18 protein-coding genes and 1 tRNA gene are annotated in these 22,239 nt (G+C 63.9%); 11 read left to right on the forward strand and 8 right to left on the reverse strand.

Annotation, left to right across the window (positions count from 1 at the left end; genetic code table 11):
• Positions 1–468: 468 nt before the first annotated feature.
• The gene (locus AC0SZ7_RS11895; protein ID WP_416426443.1) at positions 469–1,716 is read left to right on the forward strand and encodes a ribonucleotide-diphosphate reductase subunit beta; all 1,248 of its coding nucleotides are present in this window, start codon (positions 469–471) and stop codon (positions 1,714–1,716) included.
• An 87-nt stretch (positions 1,717–1,803) separates the two neighbouring features.
• Here the strand turns inward: AC0SZ7_RS11895 and AC0SZ7_RS11900 are convergent, their stop codons facing one another.
• Positions 1,804–3,024, reverse strand: coding sequence for a hypothetical protein (locus AC0SZ7_RS11900; protein ID WP_475504573.1), 1,221 nt, complete (start codon positions 3,022–3,024; stop codon positions 1,804–1,806).
• A 437-nt stretch (positions 3,025–3,461) separates the two neighbouring features.
• On the opposite strand from AC0SZ7_RS11900, the gene AC0SZ7_RS11905 reads away from it, so the two are divergent.
• Positions 3,462–3,983 carry a hypothetical protein gene (locus tag AC0SZ7_RS11905; RefSeq protein ID WP_475504574.1) on the forward strand — a complete coding sequence of 174 codons (522 nt, stop codon included), beginning with the start codon at positions 3,462–3,464 and terminating at the stop codon, positions 3,981–3,983.
• 936 nt (positions 3,984–4,919) lie between these two features.
• Complete coding sequence (locus AC0SZ7_RS11910) at positions 4,920–5,966, forward strand: PDDEXK nuclease domain-containing protein (RefSeq protein ID WP_475504575.1); 1,047 nt, start codon at positions 4,920–4,922, stop codon at positions 5,964–5,966.
• 439 nt (positions 5,967–6,405) lie between these two features.
• On the opposite strand, the gene AC0SZ7_RS11915 is transcribed toward AC0SZ7_RS11910, so the two are convergent.
• The gene (locus AC0SZ7_RS11915; RefSeq protein WP_475504576.1) at positions 6,406–7,068 is read right to left on the reverse strand and encodes a UPF0149 family protein; all 663 of its coding nucleotides are present in this window, start codon (positions 7,066–7,068) and stop codon (positions 6,406–6,408) included.
• Between the two features lie 123 nt (positions 7,069–7,191).
• Positions 7,192–7,268 (reverse strand) — tRNA-Val (locus AC0SZ7_RS11920).
• 208 nt (positions 7,269–7,476) lie between these two features.
• On the opposite strand from AC0SZ7_RS11920, the gene AC0SZ7_RS11925 reads away from it, so the two are divergent.
• The gene (locus AC0SZ7_RS11925; protein WP_475504577.1) at positions 7,477–7,644 is read left to right on the forward strand and encodes a hypothetical protein; all 168 of its coding nucleotides are present in this window, start codon (positions 7,477–7,479) and stop codon (positions 7,642–7,644) included.
• A 94-nt stretch (positions 7,645–7,738) separates the two neighbouring features.
• On the forward strand, positions 7,739–8,335 hold the full coding sequence (locus AC0SZ7_RS11930) for a DcrB/PsbP domain-containing protein (protein ID WP_475504578.1): 597 nt from the start codon (positions 7,739–7,741) through the stop codon (positions 8,333–8,335).
• Between the two features lie 105 nt (positions 8,336–8,440).
• Here the strand turns inward: AC0SZ7_RS11930 and AC0SZ7_RS11935 are convergent, their stop codons facing one another.
• On the reverse strand, positions 8,441–9,208 hold the full coding sequence (locus AC0SZ7_RS11935) for a UPF0149 family protein (RefSeq protein ID WP_475504579.1): 768 nt from the start codon (positions 9,206–9,208) through the stop codon (positions 8,441–8,443).
• Positions 9,209–9,371: 163 nt separating this feature from the next.
• Here AC0SZ7_RS11935 and AC0SZ7_RS11940 point away from each other — a divergent pair, with 163 nt between their 5' ends.
• Positions 9,372–10,985, forward strand: coding sequence for a methyl-accepting chemotaxis protein (locus tag AC0SZ7_RS11940; protein WP_475504627.1), 1,614 nt, complete (start codon positions 9,372–9,374; stop codon positions 10,983–10,985).
• Positions 10,986–11,002: 17 nt separating this feature from the next.
• Here the strand turns inward: AC0SZ7_RS11940 and AC0SZ7_RS11945 are convergent, their stop codons facing one another.
• Positions 11,003–12,181, reverse strand: coding sequence for a hypothetical protein (locus AC0SZ7_RS11945; RefSeq protein WP_475504580.1), 1,179 nt, complete (start codon positions 12,179–12,181; stop codon positions 11,003–11,005).
• A 30-nt stretch (positions 12,182–12,211) separates the two neighbouring features.
• Entirely contained in the window at positions 12,212–13,204 is a 993-nt protein-coding gene (locus AC0SZ7_RS11950; protein WP_475504581.1) for a diaminopimelate epimerase, read from the reverse strand.
• Positions 13,205–13,305: 101 nt separating this feature from the next.
• Between AC0SZ7_RS11950 and AC0SZ7_RS11955 the strand changes: the two genes are divergently transcribed.
• Together AC0SZ7_RS11955 and AC0SZ7_RS11960 are read left to right on the forward strand one after the other, a co-directional pair.
• Positions 13,306–14,181, forward strand: coding sequence for an alpha/beta hydrolase (locus AC0SZ7_RS11955; protein ID WP_475504582.1), 876 nt, complete (start codon positions 13,306–13,308; stop codon positions 14,179–14,181).
• 73 nt (positions 14,182–14,254) lie between these two features.
• On the forward strand, positions 14,255–15,124 hold the full coding sequence (locus tag AC0SZ7_RS11960) for a formate/nitrite transporter family protein (protein ID WP_475504583.1): 870 nt from the start codon (positions 14,255–14,257) through the stop codon (positions 15,122–15,124).
• Positions 15,125–15,193: 69 nt separating this feature from the next.
• On the opposite strand, the gene AC0SZ7_RS11965 is transcribed toward AC0SZ7_RS11960, so the two are convergent.
• Positions 15,194–16,261, reverse strand: coding sequence for an MBL fold metallo-hydrolase (locus tag AC0SZ7_RS11965; RefSeq protein ID WP_475504584.1), 1,068 nt, complete (start codon positions 16,259–16,261; stop codon positions 15,194–15,196).
• Between the two features lie 270 nt (positions 16,262–16,531).
• On the opposite strand from AC0SZ7_RS11965, the gene AC0SZ7_RS11970 reads away from it, so the two are divergent.
• The 3 genes from AC0SZ7_RS11970 to AC0SZ7_RS11980 all read left to right on the forward strand — a co-directional run bounded on the left by AC0SZ7_RS11970 (position 16,532) and on the right by AC0SZ7_RS11980 (position 21,626).
• Positions 16,532–17,590, forward strand: coding sequence for a diguanylate cyclase (locus AC0SZ7_RS11970; protein ID WP_475504585.1), 1,059 nt, complete (start codon positions 16,532–16,534; stop codon positions 17,588–17,590).
• Positions 17,591–17,709: 119 nt separating this feature from the next.
• On the forward strand, positions 17,710–20,286 hold the full coding sequence (locus AC0SZ7_RS11975; protein WP_475504586.1) for a bifunctional diguanylate cyclase/phosphodiesterase: 2,577 nt from the start codon (positions 17,710–17,712) through the stop codon (positions 20,284–20,286).
• Positions 20,287–20,450: 164 nt separating this feature from the next.
• Positions 20,451–21,626: a GAF domain-containing sensor histidine kinase gene (locus AC0SZ7_RS11980; protein ID WP_475504587.1), complete on the forward strand. Its 1,176-nt coding sequence runs from the start codon at positions 20,451–20,453 to the stop codon at positions 21,624–21,626.
• Here AC0SZ7_RS11980 and AC0SZ7_RS11985 read toward each other — a convergent pair.
• A complete protein-coding gene (locus AC0SZ7_RS11985; protein WP_475504588.1) occupies positions 21,623–22,108 on the reverse strand; it encodes an SRPBCC family protein in 486 nt (161 codons plus the stop codon). The two genes, AC0SZ7_RS11980 and AC0SZ7_RS11985, sit on opposite strands and share 4 nt — an antisense overlap.
• Positions 22,109–22,239 lie beyond the last annotated feature (131 nt).

Consider the following 22,239-nt stretch of genomic DNA (forward strand, 5'->3'; position numbering starts at 1 on the left):
ACACACCCCGGAAACACCCCGAAATCCGCCTTGCGATTCCGCCCCCAAAACACTATATTTAGTGCCTGCAAACGCACAGCAACACCACATACGCGATTCACCCGCCTACTCAGGCAAAACCCGTTTGCAAACAAAGGGCTCCATGACGCCCTATCCAAAATAGCGAATTGATTGCGCCACGATGAACACGGACGCTGCAATATTCCGTATAATCGCGTCCCCCAACACAGGGCAAAAACCATGACGACTTGCGTACCTGACTTCGGCCTCAACCCCGCCGTTCACCGCAAGCGTCACTGCTGATTCCGATCATGCGCAGCGGTCGCCACGAAACGTAGCGGCCGGGCAATCCGAACAATTTAGAAATGCCGTCCGTCCAGCCTTCGTGCGCTAAACGGCCAATGGCAACCTCATCTTAAAATCCATCCGGTCGCCCGCGGGCAGACCCAAGCAGGAGCCTTCATCACCATGCTGAGCTGGGACGAATTCGACAAAGAAGACGGCGAACAACCCGCCAAAGGCGCCAACGCCGGCCACGCCGCTGAAGCAGCCATGGACAAACTCGACAGCGCCGGTGCCGGTGCTGCCCAGGAAGCCCGCGCCGTCACCGCCAACGACTCCGCCGCCGTAGCCCGCGCCAAGGCCGCCCTCGACAAGCTCGACGTCGCCGAAGGCCTGGCCGAGCTGGAAGGTTCCGCCGCCCGCGTCGCCGTTGACGAAAAGCGCATGATCAACTGCCGCGCCGACCTCAACCAACTCGTACCGTTCAAGTACGACTGGGCCTGGCAGAAGTACCTCGACGGCTGCGCAAACCACTGGATGCCGCAAGAAGTCAACATGACCGCCGACATCGCCACCTGGCGTAACCCGGAAGGCCTGACCGACGACGAGCGCCGCATCGTCATGCGCAACCTGGGCTTCTTCAGCACCGCCGACTCCCTGGTTGCCAACAACCTGGCACTGGCCGTGTACCGCCTGATCACCAACCCGGAGTGCCGCCAGTACATCCTGCGCCAGGCCTTCGAAGAGGCGATCCACACCCACGCCTACCAGTACTGCATCGAATCGCTGGGCATGGACGAAGGCGAAATCTTCAACATGTACCACGAGATCCCATCGGTCGCCAAAAAGGCAGCCTGGGGCCTGAAGTACACCCGCGCCATCTCTGACCCGGAATTCAACACCGGCACCCCAGAGACCGACAAGGAACTGCTGCGCAACCTGATCGCCTACTACTGCGTACTGGAAGGCATCTTCTTCTACTGCGGCTTCACCCAGATCCTGTCCATGGGCCGCCGCAACAAGATGACCGGCGTCGCCGAGCAGTTCCAGTACATCCTGCGCGACGAGTCGATGCACCTGAACTTCGGTATCGACGTAATCAACCAGATCAAGATCGAAAACCCGCACCTGTGGGACGCCGAGCTGAAGGAAGAAGCTTCGCAGATGATTCTGCAGGGCACCCAGCTGGAAATCGAATACGCGCGTGACACCATGCCTCGCGGCGTGCTGGGCATGAACGCGGCGATGATGGAAGATTATCTGAAGTTTATTGCCAACCGTCGTCTGTCGCAGATTGGGTTGAAGGAAGAGTATCCGGGGACTACTAACCCATTCCCTTGGATGAGCGAGATTATGGACTTGAAGAAGGAGAAGAACTTCTTTGAGACGCGGGTTATTGAGTATCAGACTGGTGGGGCGTTGAGCTGGGACTAAGTCTCCCTGCTACTTCGAATAAAAGGGCTGCCATCAGGCAGCCTTTTTTTATGGGCAAATCAGCAGGATGATTGTGCCGGTAGGCGCTCACAAATACCCCTGCGTACAAGCACTCGCCACAATCAACAACCCTATAAACGGCACAATCAACAGCGTGCTGATGGCCATGGCCACGACATTCGCCACATGGGGGTGCACCCACCGGGGCAGCTTCTGCGCCATGCCGTCTGCCAATGGCGCCGCCACAAGGGCACCGAGCACGGCACTCAGCGCCACCACCAGCGCGCTGCCGCCATGGGTTAGCACGGCGGCGGGCACCACCGAGACGATGGGGATGTAGGTGGGGTACCAGCCCTTGGCCATCCAATGCCCGCGCCACAGGTAGATGCCAATGGCCGAGCTCAGTGCCTGGCCGATGATGATCGGCAGCAGCAGGCCGGTGCCGTAGACGGGGCTGGCGGGGTTGAGCCACCAGGCCAGCAGCACGCCGCCCAGCAGGCCGAGGCTGGCCAGTTCATTGCCGAAGAAGGGCATTTCGGAGAAGTCGGCGAGCACGCGGCGCAGGCCCCATACCAGGCCGTACTTCTGCCCGCGTGTGTGCGCCGGCGTGGGCGGTGGTGGGCTGGCGTTTGCGGCGCCTGGCTTGACCAGGGCGGGGAACCATTTGCACAGCAGGCAGGCGACGATACTGGCCAGCGCCATGCCGGACACGGCCCCCACCACGGCAGGAATTTTCCACGGCACGCACACGTAGTTGACCAGCGCCAGGCTGGCCGGGGTGACCAGCAGCGCGCCGAACACGGCGCCAGTGAGGGTGATGCGCCAGCCGGGGCCATGCATGAGTACCAGGGCGGCGGGTACCGAGACGAAGGCGACGAAGGTGGGCTGCCAGGTGTCGGCGTCCAGGGTCCAGCCCCACAGCAGGTTGCTCAGCACCAGGCTCAGCAGCGAGCTGGTTACCAGCCATGGCCACAGCCCGCTGCCGTAGGCGATGGCGAAGCCCTGCCAGCGCTTGCCGGTGCTGTTGGCCCACCAGGCCAGGCCGGCCCCGGCCAGCAGGCCGATGGCGGCGAATTCGTGTTTGTAGAAGGCGAACTCGCTGATGTCGCCGATGCCCCAGCGCAGCCAGGCGCCGGGTTGGTCGAGGTTGTTGACGATGTCGCTGTACGTGGGCCAGTTGGCTTCCAGCACCAGGCCATGGGACAGCAGCAGGCCGGCGATGAAGCTGAGCGCGGCCACGGCCAGCAGCAGGCAGAGCACTGGGCGCGCCTGGATGGGCAAGGTGGGGCTGAGGGTGTCGCGGGGCATGGGCGGTCCTTGTTGTTGTCGGTTCATTCACCTGGATGGTTTTCCAATCAGAAACCAATCGTTCAGGTGTAAAAACCAGCTGTTTCCGGTTCCTGCGTAGGACCTTTCCCAATAATGGGTTTGGGCGCCATAAACCCTGCCCTGACGCGTAGGCCAGGTGATACACGCATTCATGTTCCGTACAGCTGAAAAGGATTACTGTTCAAGCAAGCCCTTGCTGGCGTGGTGGGGGCTGGGGCGCCTGGAATGCTTGTGCCACTGGGCGCCTGACCGGCTTGCGCATCGGACTTGATCTATCATCAAGTGGGATGTACGGGTGTTTTCCGGCCCCCGCGGCGACCGGATTGCCTGGACACGAACGCCCATTCCCCCCACGGGAGCGAAGCTCAACCGCCCACGCGAAAAACCGCCGTAGGACTTTTCATCTGGCAGGCATCATGAACATCGATCGGATTAAACGCAGTGTGCTTATTGGCGTACTCGCTGCTGCAACCGGGCTGTCGGCCCCGGCTTTTGCCGGCCCGCATGGCGGTGGTGGTGGTTGGCATGGTGGGGGTGGCGGTTGGCATGGCGGCGGCGGTGGCTGGCGCGGTGGCGGTTGGGGCAGCAGCGGCTGGTGGGGCTTGGGGCTGGGGCTGGGGCTGGGCTATACGGCCGCGGTAGTGGGCAACTCCTACTATTACCCACGTACTACCTATTACTACGCGCCCCCCAGCTATTACTACCCGCCCTACGGCTATTACGCGCCTGCGCCGGTCTACCAGGCCGCACCGGTTTACCAGGCGGCGCCCGTGTACCAGGCCGCTCCGGTGCAGACGTCTGCCCCGCCGCCGCCACCGGCCCAGGCGAACTCGGATTGGTATTACTGCCGGTCGAGCCAGGCGTATTACCCGAACGTGCGCACCTGCAACGTGCCGTGGCAGCAGGTACCGGCTACGCCGCCGGGCAGCATCCGCTGATACAGCGCCCGTAGCAGCAACTGTCTTGGCGGAGATAATTGCAGCCGTCTCTGTAGCCGCTGCCGCAGGCTGCCCTGGCCCTTCTCCACGCTGAGAATCTTCAGTGCACGCCGGGGCCAGCGCAGCCTCGCGGCAGCGGCTACAGCAATCGCACGCTGCACCTGTAGCAGCGGCCCCAAGGCCGCGTCCGAACACGCCGCGCATTCCCAGGCATTCCCCGCCATAGCAGGACGCCGCCTGGCGGCAGCTGCTACGGGGGGCGTTTTGCAGGCAATAAAAAACCCGCCGAAGCGGGTTCTTTTGTGGCCTTCCAACATCCTGTCGGAGCGCGTTCCGTGCTGGCCTGTCTTCCGTGACTGAGCGCGTCCTGCGCATCACCTGTGTAGCTAGATTAAGCTTGGATCCGAGCCAGCAATAGAGGAGATTGCTGGCACCGCGTGTAAGCCTTTCGCCATGGGCGGTGTAACCAAGGTTTTGCACAGGCAATAAAAAACCCGCCGAAGCGGGTTCTTTTGTGGCCTTCCAACGTCCTGTCGGAGCGCATCCGTGCTGGCCTGTCTTCCGTGACTGAGCGCGTCCTGCGCATCACCTGTGTAGCTAGATTAAGCTTGGATCCGAGCTGGCAATAGAGGAGATCGCTGCGGCGTTTTGTAAGCCTTTGGCTATTGCTGGTGTAACCCACCTCCGACCTTGGTGAAGGGCGCGGCCGAGATCGCTGGTTTCCCTTTCTGGTGCAGCTGAAGGAAGGATCCTACAACTGCGAATGAGGATTCGTGGGCGTCGCCGAGAAGGCCATGCTAGAGCGGTTCGCTCGATCGGTGGGTTGCTAGACCTTGCATTTCGCAACGCTGTGGGGACGCTGCCCGGTAGATCGACTCGCTTTTCCCGTACCCCTATTGTTGCTGGTCTTTCCTGGGTATAGAGCAGCGACTGATCATGACCAAACCATCAAACGACCCTGGCCTGCAGACAAGCTTTACCGAGGTTGCCCTGTTGATTTCAGGGGCGCGGCAACGGGCGGCGCAGGCGGTGAATACACAGTTGATTGAGCTGTATTGGCAGGTGGGTGGGTATATCAGCAAGAAGTTGGAAAGCGCCGAGTGGGGCGAAGGTGTGGTAGCGGATTTGGCGGCTTACCTGGCGAGGCATCAGCCTGGCCTTCGAGGGTTCACACGGGCGAGCCTGTTCCGCATGCGCCAGTTTTACAAAACCTACCACCAGGACGAATTAGTCGCACCGCTGGTGCGACAATTACCGTGGAGCCACAACCTGATCATTCTCGGCCAGTGCAAGCGGCCCGAAGAGCGTGAGTTTTACTTGCGTATGGCCATCAGGGAGCAATGGTCCAAGCGCGAGCTTGAACGCCAATTCAAAACCGCCCTGTTCGAACGCACTGTCCTTGAGCCCGCCAAATCCACCCCTTCCATCGCCACCACCCACCCCAACGCCCTCGACGTGTTTCGTGACGCCTATATGGTGGAATTCCTGGGGCTACCCAAGCAGCACGGCGAAGCCGAACTGCACGCAGGTCTCATCCACAGGCTCAAGGACTTCCTGGCTGAACTGGGCCGCGACTTCTGCTTCGTCGGTTCCCAGTACCCGTTGCAGGTAGGCCACCGCGATTTCGCGCTTGACCTGCTGTTCTTCCACCGCGGCCTCAACTGCCTGGTGGCGCTGGAACTCAAGGTAGGCCGGTTCGAGCCGGAGTACCTGGGCAAGCTGGAGTTCTACCTGGAAGCTCTGGACCGCGATGTTCGCAAGCCCCACGAGAACCCGGCCATCGGCGTGCTGCTATGCGCCAGCAGTGATGACGAAGTGGTGGAGTACGCATTGAACCGGTCACTGTCGCCGGCGTTGATCGCGGAATACCAGACGCAACTGCCGGACAAGCGCCTGTGGCAGGCCAAGTTGCAGGAGTTCTACAACCTGGACGCCGCCGCTGCCGAAATTCAGGCAACAAAAAACCCGCCGAAGCGGGTCTAGTGTCCTGGCCATTCCAACCTCCCTGTCGGGCTGCGTCCTTTCAATGGCCAACCATCCTTGGCGCTGAAGCGCTTCCTTGGCTTCAGTTGTTGGATCCAGAATATCGATGCACTGGCCCCGGCGAAAGAGGAGATCGCTGCGCCAACGTGTAAGCCTTTCGCCATAGGACCACCAAACACAATCCCGTAGCAGCGGCCGCAGGCCGCGTCACAGCCGCCAAACGTCCATTTCAAAGGCAATAAAAAACCCGCCGAAGCGGGTTCTTTGTGGCCTTCCAACATCCTGTCGGAGCGCGTTCCGTGCTGGCCTGTCTTCCGTGACTGAGCGCGTCCTGCGCATCACCTGTGTAGCTAGATTACCCAGCTACCCGGCAGCGCAATAGAGGACATTGCTGGCAGCGCGTGTAAGCTTTTCGCCATGGCGCCTGTAAACGCCGCCATCAACGGCCGCAGCACTGCTTGTACTTCTTGCCGCTGCCGCACGGGCACGGGTCGTTGCGGCCCACTTTCGCTTCGTGGCGCACGGTCTGCAGGTCGATCGGCTCGTCGCCGGTGCGCTGCTCGGCCCAGTAGGCGTGCAGTTCGCGGGCGGCATTGGCCAGGGCGTCGGGCAGGTCGGCGGCCGGGGTGGCGGCCTGCTTGTCGGCGTCCAGCTGGCTGAAGATGAAGTTCAGGGCGGCGGTGGGCGCCTCGGGCATCTGGCTCCAGCCGCTGACCAGGGTGGTGGCGCCACGCAGGTAGCCCACGCACCAGTCCAGCACGTCCAGGCCTTCGCCGTCTTCAACCTGGTTGAAGATGGGGTGGTAGTCGGCGGGCTGCTCGACCAGCAGCATCGAAATCTGGTTCAGGTGCTGGATCAGCGCATCGAAGAAGCGCTGGTAAGTGTCTTCGCTTTTCCACTTCGGCAGGTCGCCGCCGCCCCAGAACGACAGGTACCAGGCGTCGAACGGAATGTCGCTCTTGTAGGACATGACGGCGGTCAGGTAGCCGTCCATTTCCGACACCGTACGCACGCCGGACTCGAACGCGAACGCGTCCAGCTGAGCCTGGATGAAGTCGAACTGCTCTGGGGTCAGGGGGTCGTTGCTGATGGTGTAGGCCATGGCGGGTGTCCTGTAGGGCAAAGGGGGCGCATTCAAGGGTATCAGGGTGAAACGGCAGGCAACAAAAAAGGGCGACCCTTTCGGATCGCCCTTTTCTCACCGCCCAGCAGAGCGGATTTTGTTTGGTAGGCGCGATTGGACTCGAACCAACGACCCCCACCATGTCAAGGTGGTGCTCTAACCAACTGAGCTACGTGCCTGCTGTGGGGCGGCATTCTACGGATTTCACGCGGGCTGTCAACATGGGCGTGCGCAATTGTGACAACGGCACCAGGCAGGGGGCTACACTGACTGCCTGGACTGTTGAATCAGGGAGGCTGTCTCGTGAAAAGAACAACGCTGTCACTTGCCCTTTGCTCTGCCCTTTTCGCCCTTTGCGCCTGCTCGCCCGACCCAAACGCCCCCAAGGTGGACTACCGCACCCTGCTCACCGCCGACCAGCAGCTGGACCCTGCCAAGGTGCAGGACGCCCGCGCCAAGTGCGCCGCCATGCCGGCCAGCCAACAGAATGACAACGACTGGTGCGCGGCCGTGCGCAAGGCCGCCGACTGCGCCAAGGAAAAACTCTGCCCCTGACGCGCTGCACTTGCGCGCGACCTGAGCTTGCAGCACCCTTGCTTCCCCGCGCCGTGCCCCGCCCCCAGGTGGTGCGGCTGTTCAGGAGTAACCGATGTTTCGCACGCTTTCCCACGCCGCGCTGATCGCCGCGGCCCTGGCGCTGGCCGCACCGGCCATGGCGCAGACCCACACCCACGCCAAGCACACCACGCCTGCGAAAAAGCCGACGCCCGCCGGGCCAAAGGTGTCGACGCTCAAGGGCAAGTTCAGCTTCACCCTGCCGGCCGGCTTCGTGGCCAACAGCATGGAGGCGGGTGACGAAAAGGACGGCACCACTGGCGCCAGCGGCACGCTGTACCAGAGCGAAAAGGAAAAGCGCGTAGTGATGGCCAGTGAAGGCCCCACCCCGCAACAGGCCAGCGTGGGCGACTATGACCCGGAGTTCCTGGACGCGGCCGTGCAGGACTTCGTCAAGCAGCAAAGCGCCGGCCTGCCGGACTTCAAGAAGACTGGCGAGAAGGAATTCACCATCAAGGGCCTGGGCGTGCGTGAAATCGACAGCACCGCCACCCAGGGCGGCGGCCGCACGCTGTCGAGCACCTTCATTGCCGGGTCTGGCACCAGCATGTCAATCGTGCAGGTGATTTCGCGGGCGGATGACCAGAAGGGGCATGACGCGGTGGTGAAGAGGATTGTGGCGGGGAAGTGAGGCTAATGCAGGCGTTGCCGTGGCCCTGATCACACTGGACATATCCGGTGAGGCTCAGGGCCAGCGCAGCCTTCGGCAGCGGCTACAGGGCGACGGAAACCGACCTTAGTGCAAACAGCACTGCTTGAACTTCTTCCCGCTCCCGCACGGGCACAGGTCGTTACGCCCAACCTTCTCGCCCACCCGCACCGGCTCGCTCGGCTTGCGCTGCGCCAGCCAGTAGGCGTGCAAGGTCAGCGCGCCAATGCAGACCATGTCGGCGGCTTCTTCCGGGTCGATTTCTTCCTCTTCGGTTTCGTCGTCGTAGGTGTGGATAAGGATGCCGGCCAGCAGCTCCTGCTCCTCTTCCGGCAGGCCTGGCCAACCGTCGCCCATGACCACGCCGCGCTCGTAGCCGAAGCACCAGTCTTCGACGCTGAGGGTGAAGTGGCCGTCTTCGTGCTCGTCTTCCATGAAGATGGGCGAGAACTCTTCGGCGTTTTCGATCAGCTTGCCGGCGATTTCGTTCATGTGCTGTACGACCAGGCTGATGAAGCGGTCGGACTGCTGATCGCTTTCCCATTTGGGCAGGAATTCGACGCCGCCCCACAGCGCCTCGAACCACTCTTCAAACGGAATCACCACCGGGCCGGACACCAGCGCGGTCAGGTAGCCGTCCAGCTCCGAGGTGTTCCAGACGGAAGTTTCGCTTTTGTGTTGCTCAAGCATCGACTCGATAAAGTCCCATTGGGCGTCGGTCAGGGGTGCAGCGCTTGGAGTGTTCATTGGATAGGGCCGTGGGGAGATAGTTAACAGTGTAAGTCGATTTACCGCGCAACGTAGTCCGCTGGGCAATATGTGGGCGGCATTATGACGGCTCACCGTGGGAAGCATGGCCTGGATGACAAATTTATTTCGCCGAAACAGCGAAGTGTCATAAAGCCATCATGCGCGACTGTTACAAACGCTGGCGTCGTTTTCAATTGAGTCAGCCGCCGTGAACCTTCGTTTTTCCCTGCGCCGCAAGCCCTCCCACCGCCCTGCCCTGCTGCGCCGCATGAGCATCGGCAAGCGCCTGCTGGCCAGCTTCGGCCTGTGTGCCCTGCTGCTGGCCGGGCTTGGCGGGCTGTGCCTGGCGGCGATGCAGCACATTCGCCACCAGGGTGAGTTGATTGAGCAGGGGCCGCTTTCAAGCATCGCCCAGGCCGATGCCATCGCCATTGACCTGGGCAAGATGCGCACCGAGGCCGCCCTGCTGCTGGTGTATGCCAACGACCCGGCGGAGCTGGTGAACCGCAAGATCAACCTGCAGCAGCTCAGCGCCGAGGTGGAGCAGGGTTTCGCCCAGTATTTGGCGAAGGTACCGGAAGGCACCGAGCGTGACTCGATCAAACTGCTGCAGGATGCTTCCCAACAGTTTGTAAGCCTGTTCAAGCAGGCCATTGACCTGGTGGAACAGAAGCAGCTGAGCGAAGCCACCAACCTGTCCAACAACGGCCTGGCCAACCAGGGCGCGCTGATGGACATGCAGGTGCAGTTGCTGCGCGAACTGAACAAGCAGACCAGCGCCCAGGCCCTGGACAACACCGCCAGCACCTTCGGCAAGGTGCAACTGATACTGCCCATCGCCATCGCCGTGGCGCTGGCATTGATGCTGCTGCAGGCCTGGCGCCTGAGCGTGAGCATCACCCGGCCGCTGCGCCAGGCCTTGCAGGTGGCCACCACCGTGGCCAACGGTGACCTCAGCCAGCCGGTGGTTGCCCATGGCCAGGATGAAGTGGCGCAACTGCTGCAGGCCCTGGGGCACATGCGCGACCAGCTGCACGGGGTTATCCAGCAGATTGGTGGCGCCGTGGGCCGGCTCAATTCGGCCACCCAGGAGATGGGCGCCATCATGCACGACAGCGCCCAGGGCCTGCAGCAGCAATACAGCGAGATCGAGCAGGCCGCCACCGCCGTGACGCAGATGAGCCAGGCGGTAGAGGAAGTGGCCGGCAACGCGGTGGAAACCTCCACCGAGTCACGCAGCTCCAGCACCGCCGTGCGCGAAGGCCAGCAGCAGCTGGACGAGACCATGGCCGACATCGGTGCCCTGGCCGACCAGGTGGAGCAGGCCAGCCTGCGCGCCCAGGCGCTGGCCACCGAAACCCAGGGCATCAGCAAGGTGCTGGAGGTGATCCGCAACGTCGCCGACCAGACCAACCTGCTGGCGCTGAATGCCGCCATCGAAGCTGCGCGAGCGGGTGAGGCGGGCCGCGGCTTTGCCGTGGTGGCCGATGAGGTGCGCGGCCTGGCGCATCGCACCGGCGCGTCGACGCGGGAAATCGAGCAGATGATGGCGGGCATTCACCAAGGCACTGGCCAGACGGTGCAGGCATTGGCGGAAAGCGCCGCCCAGGCCGGCCGCACGCGCGAGCGGGCGCAGGTGGCCAAGGACGTGCTGGGCAGTATCTCAAGGTCGGTGGCCGGTATTGACGAGCGCAACCAGGTGATTGCCACCGCAGCCGAACAGCAGGCGCAAGTGGCCCGGGAGGTTGACCGCAATTTGGTGCGCATTCGCGACCTGTCGATGCAGACCGCCAGCGGCGCGGCGCAGACCAGCACCGCCAGCCAGGAACTGGGGCGCCTGGCGGTGGAGCTCGACGGAATGCTGGGGCGGTTTTCGCTATAACCCTGTAGCCGCCGGTGTCAGTTCGCCGGCAACGCCAGCTTCACCCCACCCGGATGCTGCGCCACCACCCCATACGGCAGCACCGACCACTCGGTGCCTTCGCACATTCGCGCCACCCGCGCAAAACTTGGGCCGAAGGCGATGCCCTTGGCGGTGAAGTGCCAGGTGGGGAAGTTCCACACCTGCGGGTCGCTGTAGTCACAGTCGTTTTCATCCGCAGGCTTTTTCATCTCGTTGGGGTACAGCTGCTTGAACTGTTCCACCAGCCATGGCGCCAGGAATTTCTCCCGGTAGCTGGAGAATTTGTCGAAATCCACGTCAGCTTCTTCCGATTGCTGCGCGCCTTCGCGGTCGTCGTAATGGAACGCCGGGCCCTCCCCCACCCACAACACATCCTCCAGCGACAACGGCTTGCCGTGGTTGACGTCGAAGTTGATCGGCGCATCGCCGAAGTCCGGGTGCGCGCCGCCACAGTAGTAGCTGGTGTAGACACTGACACTGACCACCGCTGGCGACAGGAAGGTGGGCGTCACGGTCTGGTCGTACTCGCCCTCGCCAAAACGGGTGCTGCCCAGCATGCACTCGTGGTAGCTGACCACCTCGCTCAGCAACCGCGCACGCAAGGCCTGGTTGACCCGGGTCAATTGCGGCTCGGGGTAGCCGGATTCCACTTCGAACAGCTGGATCTTCGAGTTGGGCTCGCCGCGCCACTGCAGCGGGTAGCCCATGAAACTGTCGTGCTTGCCGTTCACCAGCGGCAGTTGCAGCAGGCGCAGGTAATCGTAGGGCGCGTTGTCGCGCAACTGTGTCCAGAACGGGTCGGCGCCGGCCGCAGTGTCAGGGATCTGCGCGGGCTTGAGCTGCACTTTCAGAGCCTTGCCACCCACCTTCTGCCACTCGCCTTCCCAGCCGTCGTCGCTGCGGTGGCGCAACTGCAGCTGCGGGCGCGGCGTGTCGCTGTTGTCGTCCAGGCCTTCGCTCAGGGTCAGCTGGGCGTCGGCCAGGGTGCCGGACAGGGCCAGGTCGCGGTGGTATTTCTCGTAGAAATAGCGCCCGCTGACCTGCTCGGGGTTGCTCAGGTCGAGGTCGACCACAACGGGCATGGAGCCCAGGGTGCCGGTGTACACCTGGGCCTGGACCGCGCTGGCCAGAAGGCTCAGCGACAGCACACAAGGGCGCAGCCATCCATTGGTCATGGAGAAAATCCTTACAGGGCAATACGCCGATTATGGCTGAAGGCTGGCAGTGCCGAACAGTTGCACCGCCACCAATTCGCCCTGCTGCGCCTGCAGTTTCAACGGTGCGGTGCCGCCGGGCATCTGCACCTTCACTTGGCCGGCCTGCACCAGCCCCACGTGCCAGGCCGCGCAGGCCACGGCAGTGGCGCTGGTGCCGGACGATTCGGTAGCGCCCTCGCCGCGCTCGAACACCCGCGCCTCCAGGTGTTGCGGCCCGCGCCAGGCGGCCCATTGCAGGTTGATGCCGGCCGGGCACGGCAGGCCCTTGCCCTGGCCACCGCTGCGCGAATAGGCGATTTCGGTCAAGGCGGCATCCAATTCGTGGCTACGCAGCTGGGCCATGCTCGGCAAGGCATCGGGGCCGTCCAGCCAGGTCACGCAGTGCGGGTTGCCGATACGCACGAACACGCTGCGCTGCCAGCGCTGGTCGATGGCCGCAAGGCCCGGCACGCGGCACACCTGCTGCTGGTTGAACGCCGCCGGCTGCACCTGCTCGGCGCCCACGGCGCCGGGCCCGAACGCCGGCGCGCCGAGATCCAGCCAGAAGCCCTGCACGCCGTCGACGTCGGCCGGCTCTGCGCTGACCGGTACTGGCGACAGCGCATCGGTTTTGTCATGGTGCACGTTGAGGGTGAACGCCTGCTCGCCGTCAACCTGGCCACCATCGCGCAGCGCCTGGGAAAAAATGGTCAAGCCGTTGCCACTGCGCTCGGCCAGGCTACCGTCGGTGTTGACGATCAACAGGTCGAACGGCGCCTGCGCCTGGAACGGCCCCACCAGCAGGCCATCGCTGCGGTGGCCCTTGGCGCCAGCGGGCCGCGTGCCTGCGGGCCAGTCACACAGGGCGCCGATGGCGGCCTGCGCCCACTGCTCGCGCTCGGCAGCGGCACGGGCGGCATCGGCAGGCACGGCGATGCCCAGGCTGCGCAGGTTTTCAGGGGTGCTCACAACGTAGCGGTTGCCACGCGCGTCATACAACATGGGGACAGCCTCGCAATGACTGGAAATACACCGACATTACCGGGAAACGCTGCCGCTGAGTACACTCGGGCCCTGTTCATTCCATTCGTTCAGGAGGCACCATGCCCTCGCTGATCCGCCGTCGCTGGCGCTCCCTGAGCCTGCTGGTGCTGGTACTGCTGGCCCTGCCTTATGGTTGCTCACGCCTGGCCCTCAAGGAGCGCGAGTTGCTGTACAGCATCGAACCCGGCACCGCCAGCTGGTTCAGCGGCGTGCCCGCAGGTGTGCAGCAGATGAACATCCCCCTGGACCACGCCCAACACCTGCACGCCTGGTGGTGGCCGGCACCGGGCAGGAATGCGCCCACGGTGCTTTACCTGCACGGTACACGCTGGAACCTCACCGCCCAGGTGCGGCGCATCACCGAGCTGCGCAACCTGGGTTTCTCGGTACTGGCCATTGATTACCGCGGCTTCGGCGACAGCCCCGGCGGCCTGCCGTCGGAGGCCAGCGTGTATGAAGACGCGCAGGTGGCGTGGCAGCGCATGAGCCAGCTGCAGCCCAATGCCGACAAGCGCTTCATCTACGGCCATTCCCTGGGCGGCGCCATTGCCATCGACCTGGCCCAGCGCCTGACTCGGCAACCCGAACCGCAAGCCGCCGGGCTGATCATCGAGTCCACCTTTACCGACCTCGGCGACGCGGCCGCAGCGGTCATTCATACCTCGCTGCCGGTGCGCTGGATCATGTCCGAGAAATACGATTCCATCGACAAGATCGGCACCATCGGCCTGCCGGTGCTGATCGTCCACGGCACCGACGACCGCTACGTGCCGCCGCGCTTCAGCCAGGCGCTGTACGACGCCGCCCACGGGCCCAAGCAGTTATTGCTGGTGCCCGGCGCCACCCACTTGAACAGCATGACCCTGGGCAGCGCCGACTATGCCCGTGCGCTGCACCAGCTGTTTGGCCTGAAGGCTGTGCAGGGCGCTGGCTGACGCAACTTTCAGGGGCCGGCGAGGGTCATCTTCATAGGCATTTGCCGGTCCCTCGCACGCAGTCAGGAGCCCCATGGACAGTCAGCAAGGCAAGACCCCGGGCCTGTCGCCCGACGAGGAACAGGAAGTCCATGAAAACCAGCCGCCACGCGCGGCGGTGCTGCACGAAATTATCCGCACCCAGGGCGAACACGAACTGTCGCGCAACGTTGCCGCGCTGTGGTGGTCGGCGCTGGCGGCCGGGCTCACCATGGGCCTCTCGTTGATGGCCATGGGGCTGTTCAACTCACGGCTGCCAGACGTGGAGGCCAGCAAGGTGATTGCCAGCCTGGGCTATTCAGCCGGGTTTCTGGCGGTGATCCTGGCCCGCCAGCAACTGTTCACCGAAAACACCCTGACCGCTGTGTTGCCGCTGATGAGCCACCCTACCCTGGTGAACGTCGGCAAGCTGCTGCGGCTGTGGTTCGTGGTGCTGGCCGGCAACCTGGTGGGGGTGCTGCTGGTGTCCTACGTGATGCTGCACCTGCCGATTTTCGACAGCAAAACCGATCAGGCCTTCCTGGAAATCGGCCGCAAGGTGATGGAAAACGACCTGTCGCAGATGTTCTCCAAGGGCATTGTCTCGGGCTGGATGATCGCCACCATGGTGTGGATGATCCCCTCCCAGGAAAGCGCGAAGATGTGGATCATCATCCTCATCACCTACCTGATGGCGCTGGGGGACTTCACCCACATCGTCGTCGGCTCGGCAGAGGTTTCCTACCTGGTGTGGGCCGGCGAGTTGGGCTGGAGGGATTTCTGGCTGGGGTTTGCCGCGCCGACCCTGGCGGGCAACATCATTGGCGGCAGCTTCATCTTCGCGCTGATCAGCCACGCGCAAATCCGCAGCGACAGCAGCACGCCACCGCCGGACAAACCGAAGGCGAAAACCAAAAAGATGTAACGCGTGGGAGCTGGCTTGCCAGCGAGTTTTTAAACATCTCGCTGGCAAGCCAGCTCCCACAGGTCATGCTCAAGGGTTGGTGGCTACGTCGGCAGCATCAGCCGGCGCCCCTTCCCACCACTCCCGGCCCTGCTGCGGCGCACGCAGGTCCACCCGCTCGCCCATCTGCGGAGTGCTGACCGGTACTCCCTTGGCGTGCGCCAGGGCGACGATGCGCTGGAACGGTTCCTCCCAGTTGTGCGAGGACAGATCAAAGGTGCCGTTGTGAATCGGCAGCAGGCAGCGCCCGCGTACATCCAGGTGCGCCTGCAGGCTCTCTTCAGGCTGCATGTGTACGCTGGGCCAGTTGACGTTGTAGGCGCCGGTCTCCATCAGCGTCAGGTCGAAGGGCCCGTAGCGCTCGCCAATCTGTTTGAAACCGTCGAAGTACCCCGAGTCGCCACTGAAGAAAACCCGCAGGTTGGGCTCCATGATCACCCACGAGGCCCACAGCGTGCTGTTGCTGTCGAACAGGCTGCGCCCGGAGAAATGCTGGGTGGGGGTGGCAGCGAAACGCGTGCCGGCCACTTCGGTCTCTTGCCACCAGTCCAGCTGGCGCACCTTGGCGGCGGGAATGCCCCACGCTATCAACCGGTCGCCCACGCCCAGGGTGGTGAGGAAATACTCGGTCTTGCCGGCCAGTTGGCGAATGGCGCCTTCGTCCAGGTGGTCATAGTGGTCGTGGGAGAGGATGACTGCCGTGATAGGCGGCAACTGTTCGATGGTCAGCGGTGGCGGGTGAAAGCGCTTGGGCCCCGCCCACTGCACCGGCGAAGCGCGCTCGCCGAATACCGGGTCGGTGATGAAGAAGCGCCCGCGCAGTTTCAGCAGCAGGGTGGAGTGCCCCAGGCGCCAGAGGCTGTCATCAGGCGATGCAAGCAACTGTTCCTTGTCCAGGTTTTGTACAGGAATTTCCTGATGCGGACGGGTGCCTGGCGGTTTGCGCAGCAACAGGTACTTGAACCCGATGCGCAGCTTCTTGAGAAAACCGTCACGGGGCAGCACGGTGGTGTTGCGGTATTGGCCGTCCACTCGCCGGGAGGCATCTGCCGCCCCTGTGGCAGCGACTTCGGCGGCGTTCAATGACGATTGAGCCATGATTCACAGTACTCCAAGGTTCAGGACGACAACGTGTGCGCCCCGCTTCGGGCCTGCCGAGGCGGTAGAGGATACCCCTACTCCCGCCTGGGGAAAGCCCTTGGGTGTTACAGTGCGTGTCCTTATGCCACTACGGAACGAATTACCGTTGAAATGGCTTGCAAGGCCACTGCCAATCTCCACATTATTTATGCGATAAACCGCACAAACTCTACAAAATCCGCCACCCTGTACAAGAACACGGCTGCAATCAGCCCGGTAACTCGACTTATGGAAAACCGCATCGGCAAGGGGCTGTCATTTGCCAAACGCATCTATGCACCGCGAGTACTGGGTACCGCCCTTTGCCTGATCAGTGTGCTGGCGGGGATCTACCCCCTGGCGCCGCCCGCCTGGTTGCTGGCACTGCTGGCCGTAAACGGCCTGGTGTGGCCGCACCTTGCCTACCAGTTGGCGCGCAGGTCCCCGGCGCCATTCGAAGCCGAGCGGCGCAACCTGCTATGCGACGCCCTGTTCTGTGGATTTTGGGTCGCCGTGCTGCATTTCAACCCACTGCCTTCAATCACCCTGTTGTCCATGGTCACAATGAACAACGTCGCCGGCGGCGGCTTGCGCCTGTTCCTGCATGGCCTGGGCGCGCAATTGCTGGGCATGCTTGCGGCTGTCACGCTGTTCGGCCTGGGCTGGGCGCCGCAGTCGACGCCCACTCAAGTGCTGGCTTGCCTGCCGATGCTCACCCTCTACCCGCTGGCCGTAGGCTGGGTGTGCTACCGCCTGGCCATTCAGTTGTCGGAACACAAGCGCACCCTCAGCGCGCTGAGCCGTACCGACAGCCTGACCGGGCTGCTGAACCACGGCGCCTGGAAGGATGCCCTCAGCAGCAAATTCCGCAAATGCCGCCATGACCACAGCCAGGCGGTGCTGGCGCTGATCGACATCGATCATTTCAAGGATATCAATGACACCTTCGGCCATATTGTTGGTGACGAAGTGCTGCGCCACCTCAGCCTGCAACTGCAGCGCAACCTGCGCGACACCGACCTTGCCGGGCGTTACGGCGGCGATGAGTTCTGCGTGATCCTGCCGGGCATCACCATTGCCCAGGCCTGCGAGGTGATGGAGCGCGTGCGCCTGGTGTTCCACGGCTACCGCCACCACCAGGTGGAGCCCCTGCGCGTGAGCCTGAGCATTGGCCTGGCGGCCTGCCGCCTGGAACTGGACGATGCCGCCGCCTGGCTGGACGAGGCCGACAAGGCCCTGTACGTGGCCAAGAACACCGGCCGCAATCGCGTGAATATCTGCGCCGCCGACCTGCTGTTGCTCACCTGACCCGACAATCGGACGATCGGCAGGAACAAAACTGGATCCAGCTGCTTCTATAGATCAGGACGTCTTCATGCTGTGCGCCCTTCCGCCACCGGCATGTGCCACAAGGATGCGCCTGATCCATGGACAGCACACTCGCAGCGCCGCGACACCAGGTGTTCACCCGTAAGCTGCTGGCCATTGTCGCGTGCCTGTTCGCGCTGACGCTGCTGGCGGCCATGGCCATGCTGGTGCAGATCGCCAACGGCCTCAACGCCGAGCAGCGGCACACATCCACCTTCTACGCGCAGAAAGCCCTGGACACCCGGCAGGCCACATCGGCCAGCCTGGTCAGCGGCCTGGGCGTGTGGAACACCGCTTTCCAGCACCTCGACGGCCCGGTGGACCGCCAGTGGGCCTACAGCGAGCGCAACCTGGGCCCGGCCTTGTACAGCCAGCACGGTTATGAAGGCGTGTTCGTGGTGGACAGCCGTGGCACCAAGTACAGCCTGTACCAAGGCCAACTGAGCAACGCGCCGGTTACCGACTTCATCGCCACGCCCTTGCGCACGCTGATCCAGCAGGCCCAGGCCGCCCTGCCCGGCGCCCCGGCGGTAACTGCCGTGGTGATGTTCAACGGTTGGCCAGCGCTGCTCAGCGCCTCGCCCATACTGCCCGACGACGATGGCCCGCAACCAGCACCCGCCGACACCTCGGTGCTGCTGTTCGCCGACCTGCTGACCCCCGCCAAGCTGCGCCCGCTGGGCGAAAGCTACGGGCTGAAGGATTTGTCCGTCCAGAGCCACGCCACCGGCGGACCCGGGCAGCCGCGGCTGCCACTGGGCGACACCGGCTACGACCTGACCTGGAGCGCTCCGCAGCCGGGCAACCAGCTACTGTGGCAAGTGCTGCCGACCCTGGTGGCGGCGTTTGTGGTGCTGGCGCTGCTGATGGCCTGGTTTTTCCGCTACGCCCTGCGCACCGCGCGCCAGATCGAAGATGGCTACACCCGCCTGCAACAGACCAACCGGGCGCTGGAGGCGAGCGAGGAACGTTTCCGCGCGGTGGCCGAGGCAGCCTCGGACTGGATCTGGGAAACCGACCACCATTGCCGCATCAACTACCTGTCGGCACGTTTCGCCGCCGTCACCGGCTACGCCAGCCAGGACTGGGTGCACCGCACCATCGACCAGTTGCTGCACTGCGAGACCACGCCGCTGGCGAGCTGGCTCCACAGCCTCGACGACAGCCCGGCCAGCACGACCCTGCGCTGCGCCTACCGCGACCACGGCGGGCAGTTGCGTTACTGCCGGCTGGCGGCGCGCGCCATCGTCAGTGACCACCAGGTAGTGGGCTACCGTGGCACCGCCAGCGACATCACCGACGAGGTAGCCGCCCACGCGCAAATCCAGCACTTGTCGATGCACGATGCCCTTACCGGGCTGGCCAACCGCAACCAGCTGGCGCGCTACTTCGACAACCTGCGCGGCCAGCCAGGCCCGCTGGTAGTGACCCTGATCATGCTGGACCTGGACAGCTTCAAACCCATCAACGACGGCTTCGGCCACGGCGCCGGCGACACCGTGCTGCTGGAAGTGGCGGCACGCCTGCGCGATTGCACCCGGGACCGGGACCTGGTGGTGCGGCTGGGCGGCGACGAGTTCGTGCTGGTGTTGAACGGCATGGCCACCCACCAGGAAATCGACCGTTTCTGCGCCCGCCTGATCGACAGCCTGCACCAGCCCATCGACTACCAGGCGCAGCCGCTGCACGTGGGCGCCAGCCTGGGCATCGCGCAATCGGCGCACCAGGGGCTGGACCCTGACGAGCTGATCCGCTGCGCTGATATCGCGCTGTACCAGGCCAAGGCCGACGGCAAGAACACCTGGCGCTATTTCGCCACGCACATGCGCGAACGCATGCAACACCGCCGGCAATTGGAACAGGACCTGCGCCTGGCGGTGAAGAACCAGGAGTTCGTGCTGCACTACCAGCCCCGCTACCGCCTGTGCGGCATGGAGATTGTGTCGGTGGAGGCGCTGGTGCGCTGGCAGCACCCCGTCCATGGCCTGCTGGCGCCCGACACGTTCATCGGCCTGGCGGAAGAAACCGGGCTCATCGTGCAGATTGGCCGCTGGGTACTGCGTGAAGCCTGCGACGCCGCCCGCCACTGGCCGGCGCCGCTGATGGTGTCAGTGAACCTGTCGCCGGCGCAGTTCGCCCGCAGCGACGTGGTGCGCGAGGTGCGTGACGCCCTGGTGCAGACCCAGCTGCCGGCGCACCGCCTGGAGCTGGAGGTGACCGAAAACGTGATGATGCACGACATCGAAAACGCCCTGGGCACCCTGACCGCCCTCAAGGAGCTTGGCGTGAAACTGAACATGGACGACTTCGGCACGGGCTATTCATCGCTGGGCTACCTGCGCACCTACCCGTTCGACAGCCTGAAAATAGACAAGCGCTTCATCGCGGCGCTGGAAAGCACCGACAGCGACCGCGCGGTGGTGCAGGCCATCATCAGCCTGGGCAAGGCCATGGGCCTGACCGTGACCGCCGAGGGCGTGGAAAACCAGCAGCAGTTGCAAACCTTGTGCAACGACGAGTGCCACGAGGTGCAAGGGTACTTCATGAGCCGGCCGGTGGACCGGCAATCGTTGACGGAGCTGTTGGGCATTGGCGCCTTGCCCAGCAGGACCCCACGGGTCCCCGAACTCCCCTGACCGTAGCAGCGGCCGCAGGCCGCGTCGGCGCCACACCTGACACACCGCGCCGCGTGTGACGCGGCCTACGGCCGCTGCTACGGTGAAAATCGCTCGACTTGCCGGCCAGACTTTGGGAAATTCAACACTTCCTGAGTTTTTCCTCATTCACCAGCAGGCTCATCATGGCGAACACCCTGGCCGCCGACATCGCCACCATCGGCCGCATCAACGCCGTCCCCGCCATTTTGCAAGTGATCTGCGAGACCACCGGCATGCGCTTCGCCGCCGTGGCGCGGGTCACCGACACCCACTGGACCGCCTGCGCCGTGCGCGACGACCTGGGCTTCGGCCTGGGGGTGGGCGGCGAGCTGGAACTGGCCACCACCCTGTGCAACGAGATCCAGGGCAACCACCGGGCCATCGTCATCGACCAGGCCAGCAGCGACCCCCAGTACTGCGCCCACCACACCCCGCGCATCTACCAGTTCGAAAGCTACATTTCCGTGCCGGTACTGCGCACCGATGGCAGCTTCTTCGGCACCATTTGCGCGCTGGACCCGCGCCCGGCCAACCTTCGGCAAAGCGCCATTCTGCCGATGATGGAGTCGTTCGCACGGGTGCTGGCGCTGCAGATGGAGAACGATGACCACCACCAGCTGACCGCCGCCGCCCTGCTCCAGGAACGCGAAATCGGCGATTTTCGCGACCAGTTCATCGCCGTGCTCGGCCATGACCTGCGCAACCCGCTGTTCGCCATCGGCGCCGGGGCCGAGCTGCTGTTGCGCAAGACCGAGGATGAAAAAAGCCGCGGCATCATCCAGCACATCCTCACCGCCGGCCAGCGCGCCGCGCAGCTGGTGGAGGACGTGCTGGACTTCGCCCGTGGGCGCCTGGGCAATGGCATCACCGTCAAGCTTGCCCAGCGGCCGGACCTGGCCCAAGCCTTCGCCCACGTGGTGAACGAGGTGCAGCGCGTACACCCCGAGCGGCAGATCGACCTGCGTATCGAACAGACGCTGGACGTGCGTTGCGACCGCGACCGGCTGGCGCAACTGCTGTCAAACCTGGTGGCCAACGCCATTTACCATGGCGCCGAAGACAGCGTGGTGACGGTTAGCGCCGAGCTGCGCGACCGGCAGTTCGTGCTAGCGGTGCACAACCACGGCGCGCCCATCGAGCCTGCAATCCAGGCCCAGCTGTTCCAGCCGTTTTCGCGGCGCGCCAGTGGCTCGCCGCAGAGCGGCCTGGGCCTGGGGTTGTACATCGCCAACCAGATAGCGGTGGCCCATGGCGGCCAGATGCACGTGGCGTCCAGCGCCGAGGCCGGCACCCTGTTCAGTTTTCACATGCCGGCCTAGACCAGCCGCGACACCACTTCCACCATCCGGTCCAGGCTCTGGCCCCAGCCATCGTGAAAGCCCATCTGTTCATGGGCCTGGCGGTCGGCTGCGTTCCAGTGCAAGGCGCGGGCGGTGTAGCGGGTCTTGCCGTCGAGGTCTTCCAGGCTGATGACCGCGGTCATGAACGCCCGTGCCGCCGGCACCCAACCGGGCTTGAAGGCATCGGTGAACACCAGCCGGTGCGGCGCCTGAATCTCCAGGAACACGCCCTCGCTGGGGTATTCGGTGCCGTCGGGGGCGCGCATGACCGTGTGGAACAGGCCGCCCACCCACAGCTGCATTTCGCACACCGGCGTGGTCATGCCGTGGGGGCCCCACCACTGGCGCAACAGGTCGGGCTCCACCCAGGCACGGAACACTACGCTTGGGGGCGCATCGATCAAGCGGGTAATGGACAGTTCGAATTCGCCAGGCGGCGTGTCCAGGGGGTGAAGGCTCATTTTATTATTCTCCTTCGCGGGCGGGCTGTTACGCAGACAACCGCCACTATGGCGGCAAAACCGTCAAAGGACGAAAGCGCAATTGGGAATAAACTTCCCGGTATTAAGAGCCAAGCCCGTGCGATCATCGC

Source organism: Pseudomonas sp. JC1203 (assembly GCF_056175065.1).

Bases quoted from the DNA above. Each gene is read 5' to 3' on its own strand.
- AC0SZ7_RS11915 (WP_475504576.1), bottom strand. From the start codon at position 7,068: ATGGCCTACACCATCAGCAACGACCCCCTGACCCCAGAGCAGTTCGAC.
- AC0SZ7_RS11970 (WP_475504585.1), top strand. From the start codon at position 16,532: ATGGAAAACCGCATCGGCAAGGGGCTGTCATTTGCCAAACGCATCTAT.
- AC0SZ7_RS11940 (WP_475504627.1), top strand. From the start codon at position 9,372: ATGAGCATCGGCAAGCGCCTGCTGGCCAGCTTCGGCCTGTGTGCCCTG.
- AC0SZ7_RS11930 (WP_475504578.1), top strand. From the start codon at position 7,739: ATGTTTCGCACGCTTTCCCACGCCGCGCTGATCGCCGCGGCCCTGGCG.
- AC0SZ7_RS11965 (WP_475504584.1), bottom strand. From the start codon at position 16,261: ATGGCTCAATCGTCATTGAACGCCGCCGAAGTCGCTGCCACAGGGGCG.
- AC0SZ7_RS11985 (WP_475504588.1), bottom strand. From the start codon at position 22,108: ATGAGCCTTCACCCCCTGGACACGCCGCCTGGCGAATTCGAACTGTCC.
- AC0SZ7_RS11980 (WP_475504587.1), top strand. From the start codon at position 20,451: ATGGCGAACACCCTGGCCGCCGACATCGCCACCATCGGCCGCATCAAC.
- AC0SZ7_RS11955 (WP_475504582.1), top strand. From the start codon at position 13,306: ATGCCCTCGCTGATCCGCCGTCGCTGGCGCTCCCTGAGCCTGCTGGTG.
- AC0SZ7_RS11905 (WP_475504574.1), top strand. From the start codon at position 3,462: ATGAACATCGATCGGATTAAACGCAGTGTGCTTATTGGCGTACTCGCT.
- AC0SZ7_RS11900 (WP_475504573.1), bottom strand. From the start codon at position 3,024: ATGCCCCGCGACACCCTCAGCCCCACCTTGCCCATCCAGGCGCGCCCA.
- AC0SZ7_RS11935 (WP_475504579.1), bottom strand. From the start codon at position 9,208: ATGCTTCCCACGGTGAGCCGTCATAATGCCGCCCACATATTGCCCAGC.
- AC0SZ7_RS11895 (WP_416426443.1), top strand. From the start codon at position 469: ATGCTGAGCTGGGACGAATTCGACAAAGAAGACGGCGAACAACCCGCC.
- AC0SZ7_RS11960 (WP_475504583.1), top strand. From the start codon at position 14,255: ATGGACAGTCAGCAAGGCAAGACCCCGGGCCTGTCGCCCGACGAGGAA.
- AC0SZ7_RS11945 (WP_475504580.1), bottom strand. From the start codon at position 12,181: ATGACCAATGGATGGCTGCGCCCTTGTGTGCTGTCGCTGAGCCTTCTG.
- AC0SZ7_RS11910 (WP_475504575.1), top strand. From the start codon at position 4,920: ATGACCAAACCATCAAACGACCCTGGCCTGCAGACAAGCTTTACCGAG.
- AC0SZ7_RS11975 (WP_475504586.1), top strand. From the start codon at position 17,710: ATGGACAGCACACTCGCAGCGCCGCGACACCAGGTGTTCACCCGTAAG.
- AC0SZ7_RS11950 (WP_475504581.1), bottom strand. From the start codon at position 13,204: ATGTTGTATGACGCGCGTGGCAACCGCTACGTTGTGAGCACCCCTGAA.